Source organism: Allobrachymonas wangyanguii (genome assembly GCF_045055315.1).
Lineage (GTDB): Bacteria > Pseudomonadota > Gammaproteobacteria > Burkholderiales > Burkholderiaceae_C > Brachymonas > Brachymonas wangyanguii.
The window spans coordinates 361,430-381,439 of the sequence record NZ_CP173677.1 but is presented as its reverse complement, the minus strand read 5'-3'; the positions used below and the strand labels follow the sequence as shown (position 1 = coordinate 381,439).

General features: G+C 58.4%; 21 protein-coding genes. 5 read left to right on the top strand and 16 right to left on the bottom strand.

Annotated features, from left to right (window positions below):
- Positions 1-2: 2 nt before the first annotated feature.
- The 5 genes from ACI3EV_RS01765 to ACI3EV_RS01745 are packed head-to-tail and all read left to right on the top strand — an operon-like array spanning position 3 to position 4,990.
- Positions 3-1,190, top strand: coding sequence for a TrbI/VirB10 family protein (locus ACI3EV_RS01765; RefSeq protein ID WP_337692034.1), 1,188 nt, complete (start codon positions 3-5; stop codon positions 1,188-1,190).
- Complete coding sequence (gene virB11, locus ACI3EV_RS01760) at positions 1,187-2,227, top strand: P-type DNA transfer ATPase VirB11 (protein ID WP_337692035.1); 1,041 nt, start codon at positions 1,187-1,189, stop codon at positions 2,225-2,227. Before ACI3EV_RS01765 ends, virB11 begins: the two co-directional genes overlap by 4 nt.
- Positions 2,218-2,742, top strand: a complete 525-nt coding sequence (locus tag ACI3EV_RS01755) for a hypothetical protein (RefSeq protein ID WP_337692036.1) — start codon at positions 2,218-2,220, stop codon at positions 2,740-2,742. Before virB11 ends, ACI3EV_RS01755 begins: the two co-directional genes overlap by 10 nt.
- Positions 2,739-4,427, top strand: coding sequence for a type IV secretory system conjugative DNA transfer family protein (locus ACI3EV_RS01750; protein ID WP_337692037.1), 1,689 nt, complete (start codon positions 2,739-2,741; stop codon positions 4,425-4,427). The genes ACI3EV_RS01755 and ACI3EV_RS01750 overlap by 4 nt, the downstream gene beginning before the upstream one ends.
- Positions 4,427-4,990, top strand: a complete 564-nt coding sequence (locus tag ACI3EV_RS01745) for a TrbM/KikA/MpfK family conjugal transfer protein (RefSeq protein ID WP_337692038.1) — start codon at positions 4,427-4,429, stop codon at positions 4,988-4,990. The genes ACI3EV_RS01750 and ACI3EV_RS01745 overlap by 1 nt, the downstream gene beginning before the upstream one ends.
- 57 nt (positions 4,991-5,047) lie before the next feature.
- Here the strand turns inward: ACI3EV_RS01745 and ACI3EV_RS01740 are convergent, their stop codons facing one another.
- From ACI3EV_RS01740 to ACI3EV_RS01665, 16 genes are all read right to left on the bottom strand, one after another.
- Positions 5,048-5,806: an enoyl-CoA hydratase gene (locus tag ACI3EV_RS01740; protein ID WP_337692039.1), complete on the bottom strand. Its 759-nt coding sequence runs from the start codon at positions 5,804-5,806 to the stop codon at positions 5,048-5,050.
- A gap of 9 nt (positions 5,807-5,815) precedes the next feature.
- Entirely contained in the window at positions 5,816-6,706 is an 891-nt protein-coding gene (gene argB / locus ACI3EV_RS01735; RefSeq protein WP_337692040.1) for an acetylglutamate kinase, read from the bottom strand.
- 243 nt (positions 6,707-6,949) lie between these two features.
- Complete coding sequence (locus tag ACI3EV_RS01730; protein WP_337692041.1) at positions 6,950-8,188, bottom strand: ATP-binding protein; 1,239 nt, start codon at positions 8,186-8,188, stop codon at positions 6,950-6,952.
- Positions 8,189-8,324: 136 nt separating this feature from the next.
- A complete protein-coding gene (locus ACI3EV_RS01725) occupies positions 8,325-8,669 on the bottom strand; it encodes a VanZ family protein (protein ID WP_337692042.1) in 345 nt (114 codons plus the stop codon).
- A 169-nt stretch (positions 8,670-8,838) separates the two neighbouring features.
- The gene (locus ACI3EV_RS01720) at positions 8,839-9,564 is read right to left on the bottom strand and encodes a hypothetical protein (RefSeq protein WP_337692043.1); all 726 of its coding nucleotides are present in this window, start codon (positions 9,562-9,564) and stop codon (positions 8,839-8,841) included.
- 112 nt (positions 9,565-9,676) lie between these two features.
- Complete coding sequence (locus ACI3EV_RS01715; protein ID WP_337692044.1) at positions 9,677-9,940, bottom strand: BrnA antitoxin family protein; 264 nt, start codon at positions 9,938-9,940, stop codon at positions 9,677-9,679.
- A 158-nt stretch (positions 9,941-10,098) separates the two neighbouring features.
- Positions 10,099-10,911: a glycosyltransferase family 2 protein gene (locus ACI3EV_RS01710; protein ID WP_337692045.1), complete on the bottom strand. Its 813-nt coding sequence runs from the start codon at positions 10,909-10,911 to the stop codon at positions 10,099-10,101.
- A 27-nt stretch (positions 10,912-10,938) separates the two neighbouring features.
- The gene (rfbC, locus tag ACI3EV_RS01705) at positions 10,939-11,487 is read right to left on the bottom strand and encodes a dTDP-4-dehydrorhamnose 3,5-epimerase (protein WP_337692046.1); all 549 of its coding nucleotides are present in this window, start codon (positions 11,485-11,487) and stop codon (positions 10,939-10,941) included.
- Positions 11,484-12,374 (bottom strand): glucose-1-phosphate thymidylyltransferase RfbA, encoded by an 891-nt coding sequence (gene rfbA / locus ACI3EV_RS01700; RefSeq protein ID WP_337692047.1) that lies wholly within the window; start codon positions 12,372-12,374, stop codon positions 11,484-11,486. The genes rfbC and rfbA overlap by 4 nt, the downstream gene beginning before the upstream one ends.
- A 30-nt stretch (positions 12,375-12,404) precedes the next feature.
- Positions 12,405-13,331 carry a dTDP-4-dehydrorhamnose reductase gene (gene rfbD / locus ACI3EV_RS01695; protein ID WP_337692048.1) on the bottom strand — a complete coding sequence of 309 codons (927 nt, stop codon included), beginning with the start codon at positions 13,329-13,331 and terminating at the stop codon, positions 12,405-12,407.
- Positions 13,332-13,334: 3 nt separating this feature from the next.
- On the bottom strand, positions 13,335-14,399 hold the full coding sequence (gene rfbB / locus ACI3EV_RS01690; RefSeq protein WP_337692049.1) for a dTDP-glucose 4,6-dehydratase: 1,065 nt from the start codon (positions 14,397-14,399) through the stop codon (positions 13,335-13,337).
- Between the two features lie 15 nt (positions 14,400-14,414).
- Positions 14,415-15,686: a sugar transferase gene (locus tag ACI3EV_RS01685; protein ID WP_337692050.1), complete on the bottom strand. Its 1,272-nt coding sequence runs from the start codon at positions 15,684-15,686 to the stop codon at positions 14,415-14,417.
- Positions 15,687-15,800: 114 nt separating this feature from the next.
- Positions 15,801-16,685 carry a UTP--glucose-1-phosphate uridylyltransferase GalU gene (galU, locus tag ACI3EV_RS01680; protein WP_337692051.1) on the bottom strand — a complete coding sequence of 295 codons (885 nt, stop codon included), beginning with the start codon at positions 16,683-16,685 and terminating at the stop codon, positions 15,801-15,803.
- Positions 16,686-16,735: 50 nt separating this feature from the next.
- Positions 16,736-17,803 carry a glycosyltransferase family A protein gene (locus ACI3EV_RS01675; protein ID WP_337692052.1) on the bottom strand — a complete coding sequence of 356 codons (1,068 nt, stop codon included), beginning with the start codon at positions 17,801-17,803 and terminating at the stop codon, positions 16,736-16,738.
- Positions 17,803-18,834 carry an EpsG family protein gene (locus ACI3EV_RS01670; RefSeq protein WP_337692053.1) on the bottom strand — a complete coding sequence of 344 codons (1,032 nt, stop codon included), beginning with the start codon at positions 18,832-18,834 and terminating at the stop codon, positions 17,803-17,805. Before ACI3EV_RS01670 ends, ACI3EV_RS01675 begins: the two co-directional genes overlap by 1 nt.
- A 16-nt stretch (positions 18,835-18,850) precedes the next feature.
- Positions 18,851-19,969, bottom strand: coding sequence for a glycosyltransferase (locus tag ACI3EV_RS01665; protein ID WP_405198011.1), 1,119 nt, complete (start codon positions 19,967-19,969; stop codon positions 18,851-18,853).
- Between the last annotated feature and the right edge of the window lie 41 nt (positions 19,970-20,010).

Here is a 20,010-nt window from a genome sequence, read left to right as displayed (position 1 = left end):
GCATGGCATTCACTTTCCGCCTCGGGCAACAGCCAGCTGTCACACCTGAAACCTCCAGTGCCGCCGATGAGGCTCTGCTAGCCACAGAACCAGTGCTGCGAAGCCGCCAGCGGCCACGGCTGAACCGCAAGGCGCTGGTGTTCGCCGCCATGCTGCTGGCCGGCAGTGCCGCCATGGTCGCCTGGAGCATGAGCCGGCTGCCCTGGAGCGATGGCCCCAGCAGTCCAGCACGCAGTTCCGGCGAGCGCGTGGAACTGCCGCAGCAGAGTTTCCAGGCCAGTGCCAGTGCGCCCGCCGCCGCGCTGTTGCCGGATACCTTGCCGCCGCTGCCGCCCTCCGGTCTGCCGTCTGGCCAAGTCACCATGGCGCTGGCCGGGCAGACCGCCCTGCCCACCCCGGTGGAGACACTGCCGGAACCCAGCTTGGCACCTGTGCCACTGGCACGCCCGCGCAACCCCGCCCCCAAGCTGGCGCCGGAGCCTAGCCCCACCAGCACCAGCGCCGGCCCGCTGGTGGAATCAGCCAGTCCGCCTGCCGCCGAATCCGGTCAAGGCACTGCGCTGGTACAACGTGTCCAGCACCCTGCCACGCTGCTGCCGCGCGGCCGCGTGATCCGCTGCGTGCTGGAAACACGCATCGTCAGTGAGATCGCCGGACTGACGTCCTGCATCGTGACCGAGCCGGTCTACTCCCTCGGCAACCAACTGCTGATCCGGCCTGGCTCGCGCATCAGCGGCCAGTACCAGGAACAGCTGGGTGCCGCCGATCGACTGGCAGTGATCTGGGAGCGCCTGCTGACACCCGACGGGCTGGACGTGCAGTTGATGAGCCCCGGCGCCGATGCGCTCGGTGGCAGCGGCCATCCCGGCGTGGTGGACAAGCACTGGGGCGAGCGCGTCAGCTCGGCGCTGCTGGTCAGCCTGATGAGCGACGTGATGCAGATCGCCGCTGCCAGGCATGCCCCGGCCGCCGCCAGCCCGAGCACCACCAGCATCTCGGTAGACAGCGGCAGCCTGGTGCAGCAGACCAACCCCTACCAGAGCCGCACCGCCGACACGCTGCAATCGGCTGCGCAGACCGCGCTGCAGGCAGGCGCCACGCGCGCACCCACCATCACGATCGCGCAAGGCCAGCTGATCACGATCCAGGTGGCACGCGATATCGACTTTGCCGGAGTGCTGACGCCATGAACACCGACCCGCTGGCCCGGCTGCCTGACGGCTTTCTGCAGTACCAGTACCAGATGCTCGGCATTGCCGACTACCTGACGCGGCCGGATGTGACCGAAATCTGCATCAACCGTCCTGGCGAGGTCTATCTGGAAACACCAGCCGGCTGGCAGTGCATGCCGGTGGCCGGCCTGACACCAGAGCGGGTGCGCCATTTCTGCACCACCATCGTCAACGAAAGCAATACCGGCCAGCGCATCACCGCAGCCGAGCCAATGGTATCGCTGACCTTTCCTTCGGGGCAGCGCGCACAGTTCATCATTCCGCCGGCGGTGGAGGCCGAGCGTATCTCGATCACGATCCGGCTGCCCTCGCGCCAGCCACCTTCGCTGGAACAGTATGCGGCACAAGGGTTTTTCGACCAGCTGGCACCGCAGACACAACGCCTGTCGCCCCAGGATCGCCAGCTGCTGGAGTTGCTGCACCAGGGCCGCCACACCGAATTTTTCCGGCTGGCCGTGCTGCAGCACAAGACGCTGGTGGTGTCCGGTGCAACCGGCAGCGGCAAGACGACCTTCATGAAATCGCTGGTCGGCCATATCCCGCCACAGGAACGGCTGGTCACGATCGAGGACGCGCGCGAACTCTTCATCACGCAGCCGAATGCGGTGCACCTGCTCTATTCCAAGGGCGGTCAAAGCCTGGCCCCGGTCAGCGCCAAGACCTGCATGGAAGCGGCTTTGCGCATGAAGCCGGACCGCATCATCCTGGCCGAGCTGCGTGGCGACGAGGCCTTCTACTTCATCCGCAACTGCGCCTCCGGCCACCCGGGCTCCATCACCAGCTGCCATGCCGGCAGCGTGGCCCAAACCTGGGACCAGCTGGCACTGATGGTCAAGGCCTCGCCCGAAGGTGCCGGGCTGGAGTTTGGCGTGATCCAGCGCCTGCTGCAGCAGACCATCGATATCGTCGTGCATGTGCGCGCCCACGCCGGCAAGCGCCAGCTCACCGGCATCCATTTCGATCCGCAGGCGCAGCTGGAGGCCACATGCAGCTGATGCACCGGATCGCCCTGCTCATGCTGCTGGCACCGGCCGCCGTACTGGCGCGCCCGTCACCGCTGGCCGGGCAATGGATGTGTGCCAGCACGCCACAGCAGCTGCCGGCCCTGCTGCAAATCCCCGCCGGCCAACTGCGCCAGCAGGCCGCGCTGCGTGCTACTGCCGACGGCCACTGGCACAGCAACACCCTGCTGACGCTGGTACCCACCGATGGCAGCGCGCCCACGCACTTGCGCCTACAACTCGGCGGCAATAGCCAGCTGCGCGGTCGCCAGTGGCAACAGCAGGTGCTGCAAGCGCAGCTACTGCCCGCAGCAGCCCCGGACCGATCCCTGTCGGCTTCTGCGCAACGCCAGTTCGAGGCGCTGGTGCTGTCCTTGCTGCGCGATGCACACGTGCGCCATTACCGATTGCTGCCGTCCGGCCCGGATCAGCTATTGCTGGCACCGATCCCGGACAGCCGGCATCACCCGCGGCTGGCCTGCCAGCGCCTGCCGGAATCGCCTGCATGAACGCCCCGCTGCGCCTGACACTGTCGCTGGCCAGCCTGTTGCTGCTGGCGGTCGCCGGCAGCTGGCTGTCCGGCTGGCTGTTGCTGCAATGGTGGAGCCTGCCCGATAGCGCCACGCCCTGGCTCTGGCCGCGCTACCTGCCGCTGCAGCACCTGCCCCAGCTGCAGCCGCACTGGCAGGCGATCCGGATCAGCGGCGGCATCGGCCTGGGCCTGGCGCTGCTGCTCTGGCTCGGCACGCTGGTAGTGCTGTGGCGATCGCCGCCGCGCAGCCTGCATGGCGATGCACGATTTGCCAGCCGCGCCCTGCTGCGCCGCGCCGGCCTGTTCCGTGACGATGCCGGCGGCCTGCTGATCGGCCGCAGCGGCCGGCAGCTGCTGCGTGACCACGGCCAGCGCTTTGTACTGCTGGCCGCCCCCACGCGTTCCGGCAAGGGCGTGAGCGTGGTGATTCCGGTGCTGCTGGACTATGCACACAGCGTGGTCGTGCTCGATATCAAGGGCGAAAACCACGCGCGCACCAGCGGCTACCGCCGCCATATCGGCCAGCAGGTGTTCTGCTTCCAGCCCTTTGCCGCCGATGGCCGCAGCCACCGCTGGAATCCGCTGCAGCATGTGTCCAGCGAGCCGGCGCGCTGCGCCGGCGACCTGCGCGGCATCGCACAGGTGCTGTATCCGGAAGGCGACAACAGCGGCAACCAGCGCTTTTTTACCGACCAGGCGCGCAACGCCTTTGTCGCGCTCGGCCTGTGCCTGTTCGAGCGCCATGCGCGTGACCAGCGCCTGCAACTGCCTGGCGCGCAGCCGCCCACGCTTGGCCAGCTCTACCGCCTGTCGATTGGCGACGGCCGGCCGATGCGCGACTGGCTGCAGCTGCTGGCGGATGACGATCTGCTGTCGGATACCTGCCGTACCAGCCTGCGCGCGCTGTGCAACCAGGCCGATGACACGCTCAGCAGCATCCTCGGTAGCCTGCAGGCCCCGCTCGGGCTCTGGGCCGATCCGCAGCTCGATGCCGCCACCAGCGGCCACGACATCGCGCTGGACCAGGTACGGCGCCAGCGCATGACGGTCTACCTGTGCATCACGCCAGACCGGCTGGAGCAGGCGGCGCTACTGGTGCGGCTGTTCTTTTCGCTGCTGATCCGCGACAACACGCGCACCCTGCCGGAGCAGGATCCGACGCTGCGCCACCCCTGCCTGTTGCTGCTGGACGAGTTCACCAGCATGGGCCGCATCGATATCCTGGCGCAGAGCGTGAGCTATATGGCCGGCTACCAGCTGCGGCTGCTGACGGTGATCCAGAGCATGGCCCAGCTCGATGCCGTCTACGGCACGGAGCAGGCGCGCAACCTGGCCACCAACCACGCCACGCAGATCCTGTTTGCCCCGCGCGAGCAGCAGGATGCCCGGCTCTATTCCGAAATGCTGGGCAACACCACGCAGCGCCGCCAGCAACGCAGCCAGGGCCGCGATACCAGCCATACCGAGATCCTGGACAGCCGCCCGCTGCTGCTGCCGCAGGAGGTCAAGGCACTCGGGCCACAGCGCCAGATCGTGCTGATGGAAGGCCTGGCCGATGCTGCCCTGCTCGACAAGATCAGCTACTACCGCGAGCGGCGCTTCCGGCAACGGCTGCTGCCCGCCACCCCGATTCCCCAGCTGCCCCCGATGGAGCCCGTCTGATGCGCAAACCCCTGCTGATGCTTTCCCTGCTCGGTGTCCTGGCCCTGCCCGCGCAGGCGCAACAACCTGCGCTGTTCACCGGCATCACCCGGCTCGCCTGCGAAGCGCTGCTCTGCCTGTCCAGCGGCAGCCATCCGGCGGCCTGTGCGCCGGCGCTGAGTTACTACTTTGGCCTGCGCAAGCTGTTCCGCACCGATGTGTCCACGCTGACCAAGCGGCTGAACTTCCTCAACCTGTGCCCGAGCGCCAATACCGATGCCAACATGCAGTCACTCACACTGGCGATTGCGCAAGGGGCCGGCTATTGCGATGCCGCCAGCCTGAACCGCAACACCTACGAGACCACGATCCGCGTCTGCCCGTCGCGCAGCGGCCCGATGTGGTGGCGCTACGACGACAGTGATTGCACGCAGGAAACCGTGCAGGCGATCGACCCAGCCATGCCGCGCCATTGCACGGCCTACTACCAGCACGGCTATGTCGCGCCCGGCGACCTGAAGCCGCCGCGCTATGTTGGCAAGCCCGGCTACGACGGTCGCTGGGTGCCAGTCTCCAATCCATAAAAAATACCCCGCCGCAGACGGATCCGCAACGGGGTGCTAGCGTTCAAGCCGAAACGCTCAGTGGAACTGCGGCGCGCGCTTTTCCATGAAGGCGGTGAAGGCTTCGCGCGCGGCCGGTTCGCCCAGCATACGCGCAAACACGGCCGCCTCTTCGGCCAGGCGCTCCAGCAGCACAGCCTGCTGGCCCTGCTTGAGCAGACGCTTGGTTTCGAGCAGCGAGCTCATCGGCTTGCTGGCCAGGCGCTGGGCCTGCGCCAGCGCCAGTGCGTTGACCTCGGTCGGCGCGGTGATGCGATTCACCAGGCCGATATCGCGGGCGGTTTCGGCCAGGAAAGGCTCGCCCAGCAGCAGCAACTCGGCCGCACGCTGGTGGCCGACGAGTTGCGGCGCCAGCAGGCTGGAGCCGGCCTCGGGACACAGGCCCAGGTTGACGAAGGGCATGGCAAAGGCGGCGTTGTCACCGGCATAGACCAGGTCGCAGTGGAACAGCATGGTGGTGCCCACGCCCACTGCCGGCCCCGCCACGGCGGCGATCAGCGGCTTGGGAAAACTCACCAGCTGGCGCAGGAAGCGGAACACCGGCGCATCGGTGCTGGTGGGCGGATGCTCCAGAAAGTCCTTGATGTCGTTGCCGGCGGTGAACACGCTGGCATCGCCCTGGATCACCAGCACGCGCACGGCATCATCGCTTGCGGCCTGCTGCATGGCCTCGGCCAGCGCGCTGTACATGGCTTCGGTCAGCGCGTTCTTCTTGTCCAGGCGGTTGAAGGTGATGGTGGACACGCCGCCATCGGTATGGATCAGGATATCGCTCATGCCCCCTCCTTACGCTGCGCGGATCATGGTGCCGTACGGCGTATCGGTGAGAATTTCCAGCAGCATGCTGTGCGGCACACGGCCATCGATGATGTGCACGGCATTGACACCGCTGCGCGCAGCGTCGAGCGCGCCGGCAATCTTGGGCAGCATGCCGCCGGAGATGGTGCCATCGGCGCAGAGTTCATCGATGCGGGCCGAGGTCAGTTCAGTCAGGAGCTGGCCCTGCTTGTCGAGCACGCCGGGGATATTGGTCAGCATCAGCAGTTTTTCGGCATTCAGCGTCATCGCCAGGTGCGAGGCGACGACGTCGGCGTTGATGTTGTAGCTCTCGTTCTGTTCGCCAAAGCCGATCGGGCTGACCACCGGAATGAACTGGTCGTCCTGCAGCGCCTTGACCACGCTCGGGTCGATGCTCTCGATGTCGCCTACCTGGCCGACGTCGTGTTCCTGTGCCGGATCGTTCAGGTCCTTCAGGCGCAGCTTGCGCGCGCGGATCATGGCACCGTCACGGCCAGTCAGGCCGACCGCCTTGCCACCGGCCTGGTTGATCAGGCCAACGATGTCCTGCTGCACCTCGCCGCCCAGCACCCATTCGACCACTTCCATGGTCTCGGCATCGGTGACGCGCATGCCCTGGATGAAATGGCCTTCCTTGCCCAGGCGCTTGAGCGCGGTCTCGATCTGCGGACCGCCGCCGTGCACCACCACCGGGTTGATGCCGACCAGCTTGAGCAGCACGATGTCTTCGGCAAAGGCCTTTTGCAGTGCCGGATCGGTCATGGCATTGCCGCCGTACTTGATGACCATGGTCTTGCCATGGAACTCGCGGATGTAGGGCAGCGCCTGGGCCAGGATGCCGGCCTTGTCGATGGGGGTGAGGAGGGTCTGGTCAGACATGGGGATTTCGCCTGGTTAACGGCACGTGGTGTGCCATGACATGGACAACAGATCCCCTGCGCGGGGAATCCGGGTACAGCTGGCAATTTAGCATAGGTGCGGGACGAACGGCGCACCTGTCTGGGCCCCGCTCAGGGGCAATCAGGGAGCAGACAATCCGCACGATCGTGAGGATTCCTGGCAAAAGCAGGCCATTTCAGCAAGAATCCGCACGCTCATGCGGATTCTGAAAATATCCGCCGTTCATTCGCCCCACAATGTCGATAGCGGAGCCGCCCAGAGGCCATCGCCCACCGGCAGGGTTTCATCCCCGTCATACAGCAGCACGCCCATGCGGAACTGCTTGCCAGCCAAGCCCGCCCATTTTTTCAGGCCTTTGAAATCGGCTTCACGCACGGTAGCAGCGGCCTTGATCTCGACCCCAATGAGCTGGCCTGCCGCATTTTCAACCACGATATCGACCTCGACCTGCTCCCGATCCCGGTAGTACATCAGCTGGTAATCCCCATCGGCACTGGCGGCCAGGCGCAACAATTCCGCATAAACAAAGATTTCGAGTACATGGCCGAAACGACTGCGGTCCTGCTGCAGCTCGACTTCTCCCAGGTCCAGCAAGGCAGACAACAAGCCCGAATCGACAAATTGCAGCTTGGGGGTCTTGATGACGCGATTGAGGCGATTATTGGCCCATACCGGCACCCGCCGCAGCAGGTACATCTGCTCAAACGCAGCCACATAGCGCGCGGCCGTCTTGCCATCCAGACCCAGTTGCCCTCCAAGCTGGCTGTAGTTACACAGCTGGCCAGCGGTTTGTGCCAGTGCCCTCAAAAAGCGAGGCAGCTGATCCAGCTTGTCAATACCAGCCACATCCCGCACATCGCGCTGGATCAGGGCATCGACATACTGCCGGTACCAGGCCACGCGCCGCCGTTGTGTGGCACGGGCCACGGCTTCCGGATAGCCTCCGCGCAAGACTCGCTCTTCCAGGGCCGCCTGCCGCGCAGGTGCACCTGCTGGCGGTAGCTGGCCGGCGAATACGGTATCCAGCCAATTGCGCGTACGCCCTTCCATCTCGCTCTGCGACAGCGGCAGCAATGTCAGGGTTTCCATGCGGCCTGCGAGCGAGTCTGCCACTGTGGGCAAGGCCATCAGGTTGGCTGAGCCGGTGAGCAGAAAGCGCCCGGGTCGGCGGTCTTCGTCCACACTTTTCTTGATGGCCAGCAACAACTGCGGCGCACGCTGGATTTCATCGATGATGGCGCGGTCCAGACTGCGGATCATGCCTGCCGGGTCTTCCCGCGCGGCCAGTTGCGTGAGTTCATCATCCAGCGTGAGGTAACGCCAGTCAGGATCTGCCAGCTGTCGCACCAGCGTGGTCTTGCCAGACTGGCGTGGTCCGGCCAGCAGTACGACGGGCGTGTCCTGCATGGCCTCGGCGATGCGCGACGTGATATGGCGTGGGTACAAGACATCTGCAGACATGTCGCGATGATAGCGGCAAATCCGGAATCAAACATCCGCCAATCCGGAATTTGGTTGCGGTAATTTCGGAATATAAACGCGGCAGATCCGGAATCAAATCACCGCCAATCCGGAATCTGCAGCCCGCCACCAGCGCTCAACGCACCCGGCTACCCTCACGCCACACCAGCATGCCAAGCGATGCCCCCACGCCACTACCGATGCTGTTGGCCACCAGGTCCAGCACACTGGTGGAACGGCCCGGCACAAAGCCCTGCAGCCATTCGGTCAGCACGGCAAAGCTGAACAGGCCGAGCAGCAGCCAGGGGCGGCCGCGGCGGCCAAAAGCGCGCCAGCCGGTCAAGGCGAGTACGGCAAAGAAGCCCAGGTGCACCAGCTTGTCCACATGCTGCAGCAGGCCACCCTGCACGTGCACGCTGCGGTTCAGGAACTGCAGCCAGGCGGCCAGCTCCTGCACGGCGGTGCCGGGCACCAGCAGCATGATGAATACCGCCAGAAAAGATACCAAAAACAATCTCACGCCCACCTGCCCTTGCCTTGTCTTGACGCACACGTCATGTAAAACGATCCAGTGTAGCGGTCCGTCATGTCAGCGGGGCGAAATCACACGATCTGTTGCAAGCCTAGGCCTTGCCGGAGAACCCCGAAAGTCAGGCCGCACAAGAGGGGAAGTGGCTGCGCCGACGTTGTCTGACGATATCCGGCGTGTGTCTGTTTTTTCCGGCTTCACCGTCAAAGCCCAGTCTGTCATAGACCAGTCCGCCCACGCCAGGGCTCACGACCTCGCCCACTTGCTCAGGGTCTGTAGCAAACCAGATGTAGCTGAACTTGTCTGCCAGATCGGCTGGGAACTCATGCCCCAGACGCTCCTGCGCGCCCGCCACCATGACGGGAGACAGGACGTACACACTGTCCGCCTTGGCTTCCGTCAGGGCCCGCGTCAGGTTCGTCCTGACAACACAGCCACTGGAAATGATGGACTTGACGACGACATAGGCCACCTTTTCGCTCTCGACTGGCTCCACATACTGGCGAATCACCGGGGTGATGGATATGCCATCTTCTCGTACCCGGTCATTCCAGTAGCACTGAAGAAACAGCCTGGACGCCTCCAGACCATTGGCTATCAGCCCGTCCAGTACGCCAGCGGCCAGAAAATCGGCATCCTCTACCGTACAGATCACACAAACATCCTTGCCCTGCAAACTGGCACCGTGTTGCCCCATCAAGCTTCGGGACAAATGCCGCCCCAGTTCGCGCATGGTGGCCTGATACGCCTGACTGGGCACCTCTGTGGCTGGCTGCGTCAACCGCTGCAGGAGCGGCTTCACGGCGGGGTCACTTTCAGCAAACGGCGTGAACTCTCTGCTGTTCATAGCTGCTCCTCAAAGGCTTCGAATTGGCCTGGACGGGCCTGGATGACTCTCTGGACAAAACGTCCGAACTGCTGAATCAGGCAGTCTGCCGCACAACCCAGACGGTCGGGAATCAGCGGCCACGCTGCACATCGGCTTCGAGCACCATGCGCACATAACGCGAATAGGGAATGCCCAGCGCCTCGGCCTTGGCACGTATGGCGTTCATCAGTGAAGACGGCAGGCGCATGTCCAGGGAGGCTTCCTTTTTGGCCAGCTCGAAGCGCATGGGTTTGAATTCCGACAGGTCGTACTCGGACAAGTCGGCCGAGTCCACAAAGCGCTCCGCCTCTTCGTCACTTCGCAGTACCGGAATTTTCTTGCCTTTGGCGTTCATAGTGGTCAATCTCCTTCTGATGCATATAGCGGGCACTGATGGTACCTTATCCATTCTCGCAGAGCAGCGCTTGCGATACACAGCATCTACGCAACAGTCCAAGACGCGACATCTTCAAAAAGAATAGGCGTTGCATTTCAGACTGGAGACAACCCGTACTATAAGTGCTCCACTCGGGGCAGTTCCTGCAGACATTTACGATTGAGCTTGGAACGCTCCAGGTCAAAAATCCACCCCCAGCGCGAAAAATACTGCGCTGCTGATTTGATATGCGCGCGCGCCAACACCGGGTTCTTAAATGACTCCTTTTGAAATTCATGCACTACGGTGACGTCTGGCACAAACATTGTTCCACCGTGCACAGCAAGGCGACGTGACAAGTCTATATCTTCTAAATACATGAAATAGCGCTCATCAAAACCATCTACAGCACGTAACGCCTGAAAGTTGCACACCATGAAGCACCCCGAGAGCGAAGGAGCAAAGAATCGCTTCGAATAATCTGCATCCCGAAGCAAGTAGCGATGGTCCAATTTTTTAGCCAAGCTTGGTACAAATTTGCGTGCAAACAAATTCATCGGAGTTGGCAGAAGCTTGCACAACTCCTGACGCGCACCATCAGGATAGACCACGTTAGGCATAAACAAGGCTTGCGGCAGGCTACTCACAAGTGCATGCAAGCGATCAAGCGCTTCAGGCTCAACCCGAATATCAGGGTTGCAGACAATATGGTGCGAACATTCGCCTGTCTCCACTCGTATCGCCTGATTATGACCATACCCATAACCGCCGTTACGATCTGACTTGATATATCGCATCTTCGTCAGCGTATCCAGCTGTTCTGCCCATTGGCAGCCAGCGTTATCAACCAACCAAACACGTTGCACAGAAGCTGCTGCTTGTAACTCCTTCAACAAGGGAAGGATTTCCTCCGGCCGATGCTTGTACAGGACAATACTGACGCTAAACATAACCCTCCCATTCCATCCATCTTGACATTACGCGATCTTCTGCAAACTCAAGCCCTGCTGATCCTTGACCGACAGTTGCGGCATGGTCATACCATATTGCGCCAGCGGCCACTCGATACCCACCGTCGGATCATCCCAGGCCAGGCTGGCTTCAAACTGGGGCGCATAGTAATCCGTTGTCTTGTAGAGGAATTCCGCCGTGTCGCTCAGCACCAGAAAGCCGTGCGCCAGGCCGGGCGGGACCCAGAGCATGCGCTGATTCTCTTCGTTGAGCTCCAGGCCAAACCACTGGCCGTAGGCGGACGAGTCCTTGCGAATATCCACGGCCACGTCAAATACCTTGCCACGCACCACGCGCACCAGCTTGCCCTGTGCCTGCTGCGTCTGGAAGTGCATGCCGCGCAGCACACCTTTGGCGGAACGGGAATGGTTGTCTTGGACGAAAGTATGGCTGGTGCCAGTCAGTTCGTCGAACACGCGCTGGTTGAAACTCTCGAAGAAGAAGCCGCGTGCATCGCCAAACACGCGTGGTTCCAGGATGAGGACACCGGGGATGGAGGTTTCAATGGCGTTCATGCCTGCACCTCACGTTGCAGCAAACGCAGCAGGTATTGGCCATAGCCGTTTTTCTTCAATGGCTCTGCCAACCGAGCCAGTTGTGCATCATCGATATATTGCAAGCGCCAGGCAATTTCCTCTGGACTAGCGATTTTCAAACCCTGGCGCCGTTCCAGCGTAGCAATGAAGTGGCTGGCTTCGAGCAGGCTTTCGTGCGTGCCGGTATCGAGCCAGGCATAGCCGCGTGTCATGGTCTGCACCTGCAGCTGGCCGCGCTCCAGGTAGGCCTGGTTGACGCTGGTGATTTCGAGTTCGCCACGCGCGCTGGGTTTGACGTTTTTCGCGATCTCGATCACGTCGTTGTCGTAGAAGTACAGGCCGGTAACGGCATAGCTGGACTTGGGTTGGGCCGGCTTTTCCTCGATGCCGATAGCCTTGCCCTGGGCATCGAACTCGACCACGCCGTAGCGCTCGGGATCGTGTACGTGGTAGGCAAACACGGTAGCGCCTTCCGTGCAGTTGTGTGCCTGCTCCAGCAAATGCGCCATATCGTGACCATAGAAGATGTTGTCACCCAGTACCAGCGCACAAGGATCTTTGCCGATAAACTCCTCGCCGATCAGGAATGCCTGTGCCAGGCCGTCCGGGCTGGGCTGTACAGCGTACTGCAGTTTGATGCCCCACTGGGAGCCATCGCCCAGCAGTTGCTGGAAACGCGGTGTGTCCTGCGGCGTGGAAATGATCAGTACCTCACGAATGCCGGCCAGCATCAGGATGCTGAGCGGGTAGTAGATCATGGGCTTGTCGTACACCGGCAGCAACTGCTTGCTGATGGCGAGTGTGGCGGGGTGCAAACGGGTGCCGGAACCTCCGGCGAGGATGATGCCCTTGCGATTGATAGTCATGTCAATAATCTCGTTGTTGATGAATTGGCTTCACGCCAGGATTTCTTGCAGCATGCGGTCCACGCCCTGCTGCCAGGCCGGCAGCGTCAGGCCAAACGCCTGCTGCAGGCGCGTGGTGTCCAGGCGCGAGTTGGCCGGGCGCTGTGCCGGCACCGGGTAGGCGCTGGACGGGATAGCGGCGACCGCCTCGGACGTTACGCGCAGGACCACACCCTGGCGCTGTGCCTGCGCCAGCACATGTTGCGCGTAGCCGTGCCAGCTGGTTTCGCCACTCGCAGCCAGATGGTAGGTGCCGGTGCAGGCGGTATCGCCCGTCAGATACTGGCGCACAGCATGCGCGGTCACATCGGCGATCAGTTCTGCGCCGGTGGGTGCGCCCCACTGGTCGTTGATGACGTTGAGCGCATCACGCTCCTGTGCCAGGCGCAGCATGGTCTTGGCGAAGTTGCCGCCGCGTGCGGCATAGACCCAGCTGGTGCGGAAGATCAGGTATGCCGCGTTGCTGGCACGTATCTGCTGTTCACCGGCGAGCTTGCTGTGGCCGTAGACGTTGAGTGGTCCAGTAGCCGCATCGACCGGCCAGGGTTGCTGGCCGCTGCCGTCAAACACGTAATCGGTGGAGTAATGCACCAGCAACGCGCCCAGCGCCTGGGCCTGTTGCGCCAGCACGCCTACTGCGCTGGCGTTGATGGTGTGGGCCAGTTCGGCTTCGCTTTCGGCCTTGTCCACCGCGGTATAGGCAGCGGCGTTGACGATGACATCGGGTTGCAGCAGCTGTACGGTACGTGCCAGCGCATCGGGATCGGCCAGATCGCCATGCAGGGGCTGCCCCTGCCAGTGCGGGTTACTGGCGCTATCACGACGAAGCGCCCAAAGTTCACCCAACGGAGCCAGGCTGCGCTGCAGTTCCCAGCCGACCTGGCCGTTCTTGCCCAACAGCAGGATGCGTTTTGCCATGGCTCAGCCCTGCTGGTAGTGCTGGCTGACCCAGTCGCGGTAGGCACCGCTCTGGACGTTCTGAACCCAGGTCGGGTTGTCCAGGTACCACTGCACGGTCTTGGCGATGCCGGTGTCGAAGGTTTCGGCCGGGCGCCAGCCCAGTTCACGCTCCAGCTTGCGCGCATCGATGGCATAACGGCGATCGTGGCCGGGGCGGTCGGTGACGTAGGTGATCTGTTTGGCGTAGCTTTGGCCATCGGCCCGCGGACGCAGCTGGTCCAGCAGGCGACAGATGGTCTGGACAATCTCGATATTGGGTTTTTCGTTCCAGCCGCCGACGTTGTAGGTTTCACCCAGCTGACCAGCTTCGAGCACGCGGCGGATGGCGTTGCAGTGGTCGGTGACGTAGAGCCAGTCACGCACCTGCATGCCATCGCCATAGACCGGCAGCGGCTTGCCAGCCAGGGCGTTGACGATCATCAGCGGGATGAGTTTTTCCGGGAAATGGTAGGGGCCGTAGTTGTTGCTGCAGTTGGTGGTGAGCACCGGCAGGCCGTAGGTGTGGTGGTAGGCGCGTACCAGGTGGTCGCTGGCGGCCTTGCTGGCGCTGTAGGGGCTGTTGGGCTCGTAGGCGTGCTGCTCGGTAAAGGCGGGCGCGTCCGGGCTGAGGGTGCCGTAGACCTCGTCGGTAGAGACATGCAGGAAGCGGAAGGCAGCCTGTTTTTCCGGCGACAGGCCGTTGTAGTAGGCACGGACCGATTCGAGGAGGTGGAAGGTGCCGACGATGTTGGTCTGGATAAAGTCTTCCGGGCCATGGATGGAACGGTCGACATGGCTTTCTGCGGCGAAGTTGATGATGGCGCGTGGTTGATGTGTAGTCAGTAGCTGATCAACCAATGCCTTGTCACCGATATCGCCCTGGACGAAGATGTGGTTGGGGTTGCCCTGCAGCGAGGACAAGGTTTCCAGGTTGCCTGCGTAAGTCAGCTTGTCGAGGTTGATCAATACCTCATCAGACTGCTTAAACCAGTCCAGCGCAAAGTTGCCACCAATAAAGCCGGCTCCGCCGGTCACAAGAATACTCATGGTTTCCTCAAAAAATTAACGCGCACCAAAGCCGGTGAGCATGGTACGAATGGTTTTAAACACGATGATCACATCCAGCCAGAACGAGAAATACTTGATGTAGTAGAAGTCGTGCTCGATCTTGACCTGGGTTTCGTCAGCACCGGTGGCGTAACCGTACATGACCTGCGCCCAGCCTGTAATACCGGGCTTGACGATATGGCGGTACATGTAGAACGGCACCTGTTCCGACAGTTCGTCGGCAAACTTCTTGTATTCGGCACGCGGACCGATCAGGGCCATATCGCCCTTGAGCACGTTGAAGAACTGTGGCAGCTCGTCAATGCGCACCTTGCGGATAAAGCGGCCGATACGGGTGATGCGGCTGTCACCATGGCTGGTGGTCTGTTGCTGGTTGACGGACTGGTTTTCCGTCATGCTGCGGAACTTGTACATCTTGAAGGACTTGCCCCGGTACCCTACCCGCTCCTGGTTGAAGAAGATGGAGCCGCCATCTTCCAGCTTGATCAGGATGGCGGTAACCAGCATGATCGGCAAGGTGATGGGGAAGGACAAGATGATCAGCACTGATTCCAGCAGGTACTTGATCCAGATGTACAGGGGCGACGGCAGCAGCGAGCCCAGGTTGTTTTCGTACATGTGCTGGATCTTGATGCGGCCCGTCAGCGATTCTTCCGCCTGGCGGATGTTGTAGACCAGACGGTGCTGCAGCGCGCATTCGGCCAGGAATTTCTGCCACTCGTCCGGCATATGGGGGGTGTGCAGATCTGCCACGATCGCGTCAATGCGAACGCCTTGCGGCATGCGCGGCTCTTCCAGGCGATACCAGTTGACCCCATCGATGCCTTCTACATGATCGGCACGCCCCATGGGCACATAGGCCAGGGTCATGCGATGCGCACGGCGCAACATGTAGGCCTGCACCATGAGCCAGAGCAGGCTCAGCGTAAATCCGATGGTCAGGTAGGGAATGCTGTAACTCATGCGGAACAGGAACAGCACGCCCAGTAGTACGCTGTACCAGCCCAGCAGCACCGGGATACTGGCCAGCACCGAGCGCGAGCCGGGGAACCAGTTCATCTTGCGCAAGCTGAGCATGGTGGCGGCAAAGCCGAATCCCACCAGCAAGACATTCCAGCTCTCGTACAACTGGCCCTGCGGCAGCAGGTGACGCCAGGCCGGCAAGAGCAGCAGCGGCAGGCCACAGACGAACAGCAGGCCCAGCATCAGCCTGAGGTAGAAGTACTTGAACATGTGTGGCTCTTGGCCACCATTGTTGTTTTTCATGGTGCGTATCCTCGCACAGGGGGTACAAAAACGCTGTGCATTTGTACACACCAAGCTGCGCGAATGGGGATCATGACGAAGGTTTGTGGTTGAAAGAGAACAGTCCGCCAGTGCTTACGAGAAAGACTTGGCAGCTAACCATTCGGAGAAGCCTGCCCCCACTTCAGGATGCTTTTGCGCCAGATCGACCGTCGCCTGCAGGAAGCCGAGCTTGCTGCCACAGTCGTAACGGGTGCCCTGGTAGCGGTAGGCAAAGACCTTTTCGCGGCGCAGCAAGGAGGCAATGGCATCAGTGAGCTGGATTTCACCGCCAGCACCGGGCTGGACATTGGCGATTTCATCAAAGATACCGGGTGTGAGGATATAGCGACCTGCCACGGCCAACGTGCTGGGGGCATCTGCGGCCTTGGGCTTTTCGACGATGCCGCTGACATCCATCAGCTGTTCATCGATTTGCGTACCCGAGACAATACCGTACTTGCGCGTGTCTTCACGCGGTACGTCCTGCACCGCCAGGATGCTGGCGCGCCATTCGTTGTACTGGGCGATCATCTGAGCGGTGATGGAGGGCTGGCCTACCATTAGGTCATCAGCCAGGATCAGAGCGAATGCTTCTTGCCCGACCAGTTCACGCGCGCACATGACAGCGTGGCCCAAGCCTAAGGCACGGTGCTGGCGCACATAGACACATTGCATGTCATCCGGCTTGATGCTGTGTACGACCTTTAGCAGTTCGTGCTTGCCAGCCACCTCCAACTCGGATTCCAGTTCATAGGCGGTGTCGAAATGGTCTTCGATAGAGCGCTTGGTACGACCCGTGACGAAGATCATCTGACGAATACCTGCTTCATAGGCTTCTTCCACAGCGTACTGGATCAAAGGCTTGTCAACAACAGTCAACATTTCCTTAGGACTTGCCTTGGTGGCAGGCAAAAACCTAGTACCTAAGCCAGCTATGGGAAACACAGCCTTTCTAACAGCTAAAAATTCGGAATACATGACTTACCCAGAGAAAAATCAACAAAAATGACCTTTAGACAACATGAACATCAATAAGGCGACCAGCCAAAAAATTTTTTCACAACCGAGGCAAGGTGCCTATAAACACGAGGCCGCAGCGCCCAAAACAGCATGATTCGGTTTTTCACCGGCAACAGGCCCACCGCCTTAGTATTACTGGAAAACTTAACCAGCCCTGCAACGTGCGACAGCTCAATGCAGCGCTGGTAGGCAGAAGGACTATCACAACGAAATGCAGCCAAAAGCATCAAGTAAGAAAGGAATTTTATGACGTGGGCCTCAAAATAATCTCTCAGCCTAGGGAAGGCAGAATGAAGACGAAAATAATCCACCTCCAAATCAATAACCTCAATTGCAGACTCAAGAATCCGAGGAGAAAAATTACGTGTCGTACTACCAGAACGAATTAACGCATGATAATAAACCCTAGACACAAAAATGACCTTAGACGCAGCGAGTGAAATTGCACGCGAGAAAAAAACATCCTCAGTAGACCTAACCGCAGGAAATTTCAAGCCATTACTCTGGAGAAACTTTGTTCGATATAGCTTATTACAGGGACTACTAAAAACCTGATCATCCATCAGCGCCGAAATTACAATCTCATCGCCAAACAATGCCTCTTGAGCAAAAGTCGAGAATGCTTTCGTTACAACACCTTCATCAGAAACAAAATCCAACCCAAAATTCAAAAAATCCGCATCACTCTGTCTTAGAGCAGCACTGCATACGGCGTACGCATCAACCTCAAGCCAATCATCGGAATCAACAAAAGATAAAAACTCTCCTCTGGCCAATTCGATGCCAACGTTTCGAGCCACCCCTTGCCCCTCATTTATTTTAGATATGACACGAAACCTCTTATCAGTGGCCGCAAATTCATTACATATCTCCAACGAATCATCTGTTGAGCCATCATCCACAAGAATGACTTCTATATCAAACAATGTTTGATTGGCAATGCTTTGCAAGCATTTATTTAAATATTTGGAAACATTATAAACCGGAACCACAACTGTAACCACGGGAAATGCAGATCCATGCATGACATTCATTGCACAAGCACCCTGCGCCAAAGACTCACAAAGGCCGGACATCAATAACTCTCCCAGAAAAATAGATACGGAATAAACGGCGCAGCAATATACTCATCAGCAGCTGCAAAATTCCTAATCTTAAGAAGCCCAAAGAAAATACCAATCAACATGATTAATATCGATGACTGCCTAGAAAACCCAACTCCGGCAATCTTTTGGTGGCAAGCCATAACCAAACAAATCATAAAAACAATCAAAAGCTGTAACCGCAATCCAGCGTAACTATACTGCGATACACCGTAAGCCATGAAAGACAACAAGAGCAAAATAGCAATTTTTCCAAATGCTTGACGCCCAACATTTTTATCTCGATACCAAACAATCAGCAATGACATCGACAAGACAAGAGGAACTATGCCGGACAACAATGAAGGCTTAAACAGAGTTTGATTGTCAGATAATTTAATTAAAATATGATCCCCAAAAAGATAAAAAGCAACACACGAAAATGCAATAAAAAAAACTATTGCCCGCGCCTTCATATGATGTATCAAATACAAAAATAACCCCAAAAATCCCGAAGTAACTTGAATTCCAGAACCTAAAGCAATAATAGGCCAATACAACAAGCTAGGCCGCCGAATAAGCGATAATGCCGCCAGCGAAACTAAACCAAATGCCAAGCCATATCTAATCCCATTCATAGTCATATCAACGTAAAATTGAGACATAACCACAAAAAGAATTAACGGCCTCTCTTCAATCTTGAGCCACGAAAACAACAACAATATAGTTGTGATAAAAGAAATTATGGCCAAGACAACAAAATCATCTACCGGCAACTGCCCCACTAGCAGCAACAACCTCTCAAATAATGGCTCAAAATATTCAATCAAATCACCATTCATTCGAAGGAGGTAAATTGCACTGACGTAATTTGGCGTATCTACTCCAACATTTCCGCGCGCCAGGGAAAGAAAGACCATTGGCATCGCACCAATTGGCACATACACGAATTTCGAGAACCGCAACCACTTTCCCACCATCATGGCAAACGCAAGAAAGATCAGAGGGAGCAGGTAAAACAGCATATGAATTTAAACAACATTACATGGAATAATTAATTTTGACGTCAGAATTTTTCAACCAATCAGATGCCACTGAAGAGGCCTGATGCGAGGAGTCCAAATGCGCGATCTCCACAACCTCTGACCCAATCGAAAGCCTATTATCGACAAGCCCCTTCACTTTCAACAGGATAAATTTGGCCTCTGCCGCAGCAGCAATTAACAGGCGCAACAAAGCCCGTACAAAACCGACATTTGAGATCCAAAGATGCATACTATTCAAAGTAAACCGGCGATAATATCCATGATAGGCAAGGCAACGCACATACAACCTTTCAAAAGATGGATTCGACTTAAAATCAATTTTTTTAATTGCACACAGCAGCGAGTACGCCCAGACTGTAGGCACACTATAAAACTCAGGAATCAAATCATCCCAAACTAAATCCTTAAAAGGCCCAATATGCGCATTGTCGCGCAATCCTCCTACATGGCGACCATTTGCACTCAAGCCCGCAGTACTCACTCCCGAGGATCCTGGGATTACGACAGGGTAATCAACATTATAGTAATCACCTGATTCCACCGAAATAAGCGCAGAACTATAGATATCCGGACTTACTCCACCAAAGAGCAGTCCATATTTTTGCAAAATTATATTGACAAGAGCTCTGGAAATGATACCAGCATACGCTCGCGGCATAAAACCGACACCCCCCCCGAAATTCTCCATTGCACCTTTTAATGCATCTATTGAAGAACGTTTTTCCACCTTTCCGGTAAATTTAGATATAAATAATTTACCAGAATAATAATCGCCCTGACGCTTGTGAACAAAATCAGGCCAGTAATATTGGATAGGAAACTCCAACCTAATACTATCTACACGGTTAATTTTTGCCCAGTTTATTAGCGGAATAATTTCCGAGCTCAAAAGATCGTCATCACCTAAAAAAACAACATAATCACCGCTGGCGTATTTAACGCCCTCATTAAAATTATCTACCACAGTGAAGCTAGATGGCGGGCGCACATAAATCACCCTCTCCCATCCTGGTTCATTATGCATCGCCGTAGCAATATCATCGACCTCACTAGTATCACTTACTATCACTTCAATATCATCAGATATCGCCAATACACTACGAATAGTTGGCACTGCATATCTGGCCCTATTATGAGTAGGTATTATTACGGACA

Coding starts and splice junctions, on each gene's coding strand:
- ACI3EV_RS01765 (WP_337692034.1), top strand. CDS start 3: ATGGCATTCACTTTCCGCCTCGGGCAACAGCCAGCTGTCACACCTGAA.
- virB11 (WP_337692035.1), top strand. CDS start 1,187: ATGAACACCGACCCGCTGGCCCGGCTGCCTGACGGCTTTCTGCAGTAC.
- ACI3EV_RS01755 (WP_337692036.1), top strand. CDS start 2,218: ATGCAGCTGATGCACCGGATCGCCCTGCTCATGCTGCTGGCACCGGCC.
- ACI3EV_RS01750 (WP_337692037.1), top strand. CDS start 2,739: ATGAACGCCCCGCTGCGCCTGACACTGTCGCTGGCCAGCCTGTTGCTG.
- ACI3EV_RS01745 (WP_337692038.1), top strand. CDS start 4,427: ATGCGCAAACCCCTGCTGATGCTTTCCCTGCTCGGTGTCCTGGCCCTG.
- ACI3EV_RS01740 (WP_337692039.1), bottom strand. CDS start 5,806: ATGAGCGATATCCTGATCCATACCGATGGCGGCGTGTCCACCATCACC.
- argB (WP_337692040.1), bottom strand. CDS start 6,706: ATGTCTGACCAGACCCTCCTCACCCCCATCGACAAGGCCGGCATCCTG.
- ACI3EV_RS01730 (WP_337692041.1), bottom strand. CDS start 8,188: ATGTCTGCAGATGTCTTGTACCCACGCCATATCACGTCGCGCATCGCC.
- ACI3EV_RS01725 (WP_337692042.1), bottom strand. CDS start 8,669: ATGCTGCTGGTGCCCGGCACCGCCGTGCAGGAGCTGGCCGCCTGGCTG.
- ACI3EV_RS01720 (WP_337692043.1), bottom strand. CDS start 9,564: ATGAACAGCAGAGAGTTCACGCCGTTTGCTGAAAGTGACCCCGCCGTG.
- ACI3EV_RS01715 (WP_337692044.1), bottom strand. CDS start 9,940: ATGAACGCCAAAGGCAAGAAAATTCCGGTACTGCGAAGTGACGAAGAG.
- ACI3EV_RS01710 (WP_337692045.1), bottom strand. CDS start 10,911: ATGTTTAGCGTCAGTATTGTCCTGTACAAGCATCGGCCGGAGGAAATC.
- rfbC (WP_337692046.1), bottom strand. CDS start 11,487: ATGAACGCCATTGAAACCTCCATCCCCGGTGTCCTCATCCTGGAACCA.
- rfbA (WP_337692047.1), bottom strand. CDS start 12,374: ATGACTATCAATCGCAAGGGCATCATCCTCGCCGGAGGTTCCGGCACC.
- rfbD (WP_337692048.1), bottom strand. CDS start 13,331: ATGGCAAAACGCATCCTGCTGTTGGGCAAGAACGGCCAGGTCGGCTGG.
- rfbB (WP_337692049.1), bottom strand. CDS start 14,399: ATGAGTATTCTTGTGACCGGCGGAGCCGGCTTTATTGGTGGCAACTTT.
- ACI3EV_RS01685 (WP_337692050.1), bottom strand. CDS start 15,686: ATGAAAAACAACAATGGTGGCCAAGAGCCACACATGTTCAAGTACTTC.
- galU (WP_337692051.1), bottom strand. CDS start 16,685: ATGTATTCCGAATTTTTAGCTGTTAGAAAGGCTGTGTTTCCCATAGCT.
- ACI3EV_RS01675 (WP_337692052.1), bottom strand. CDS start 17,803: ATGTCCGGCCTTTGTGAGTCTTTGGCGCAGGGTGCTTGTGCAATGAAT.
- ACI3EV_RS01670 (WP_337692053.1), bottom strand. CDS start 18,834: ATGCTGTTTTACCTGCTCCCTCTGATCTTTCTTGCGTTTGCCATGATG.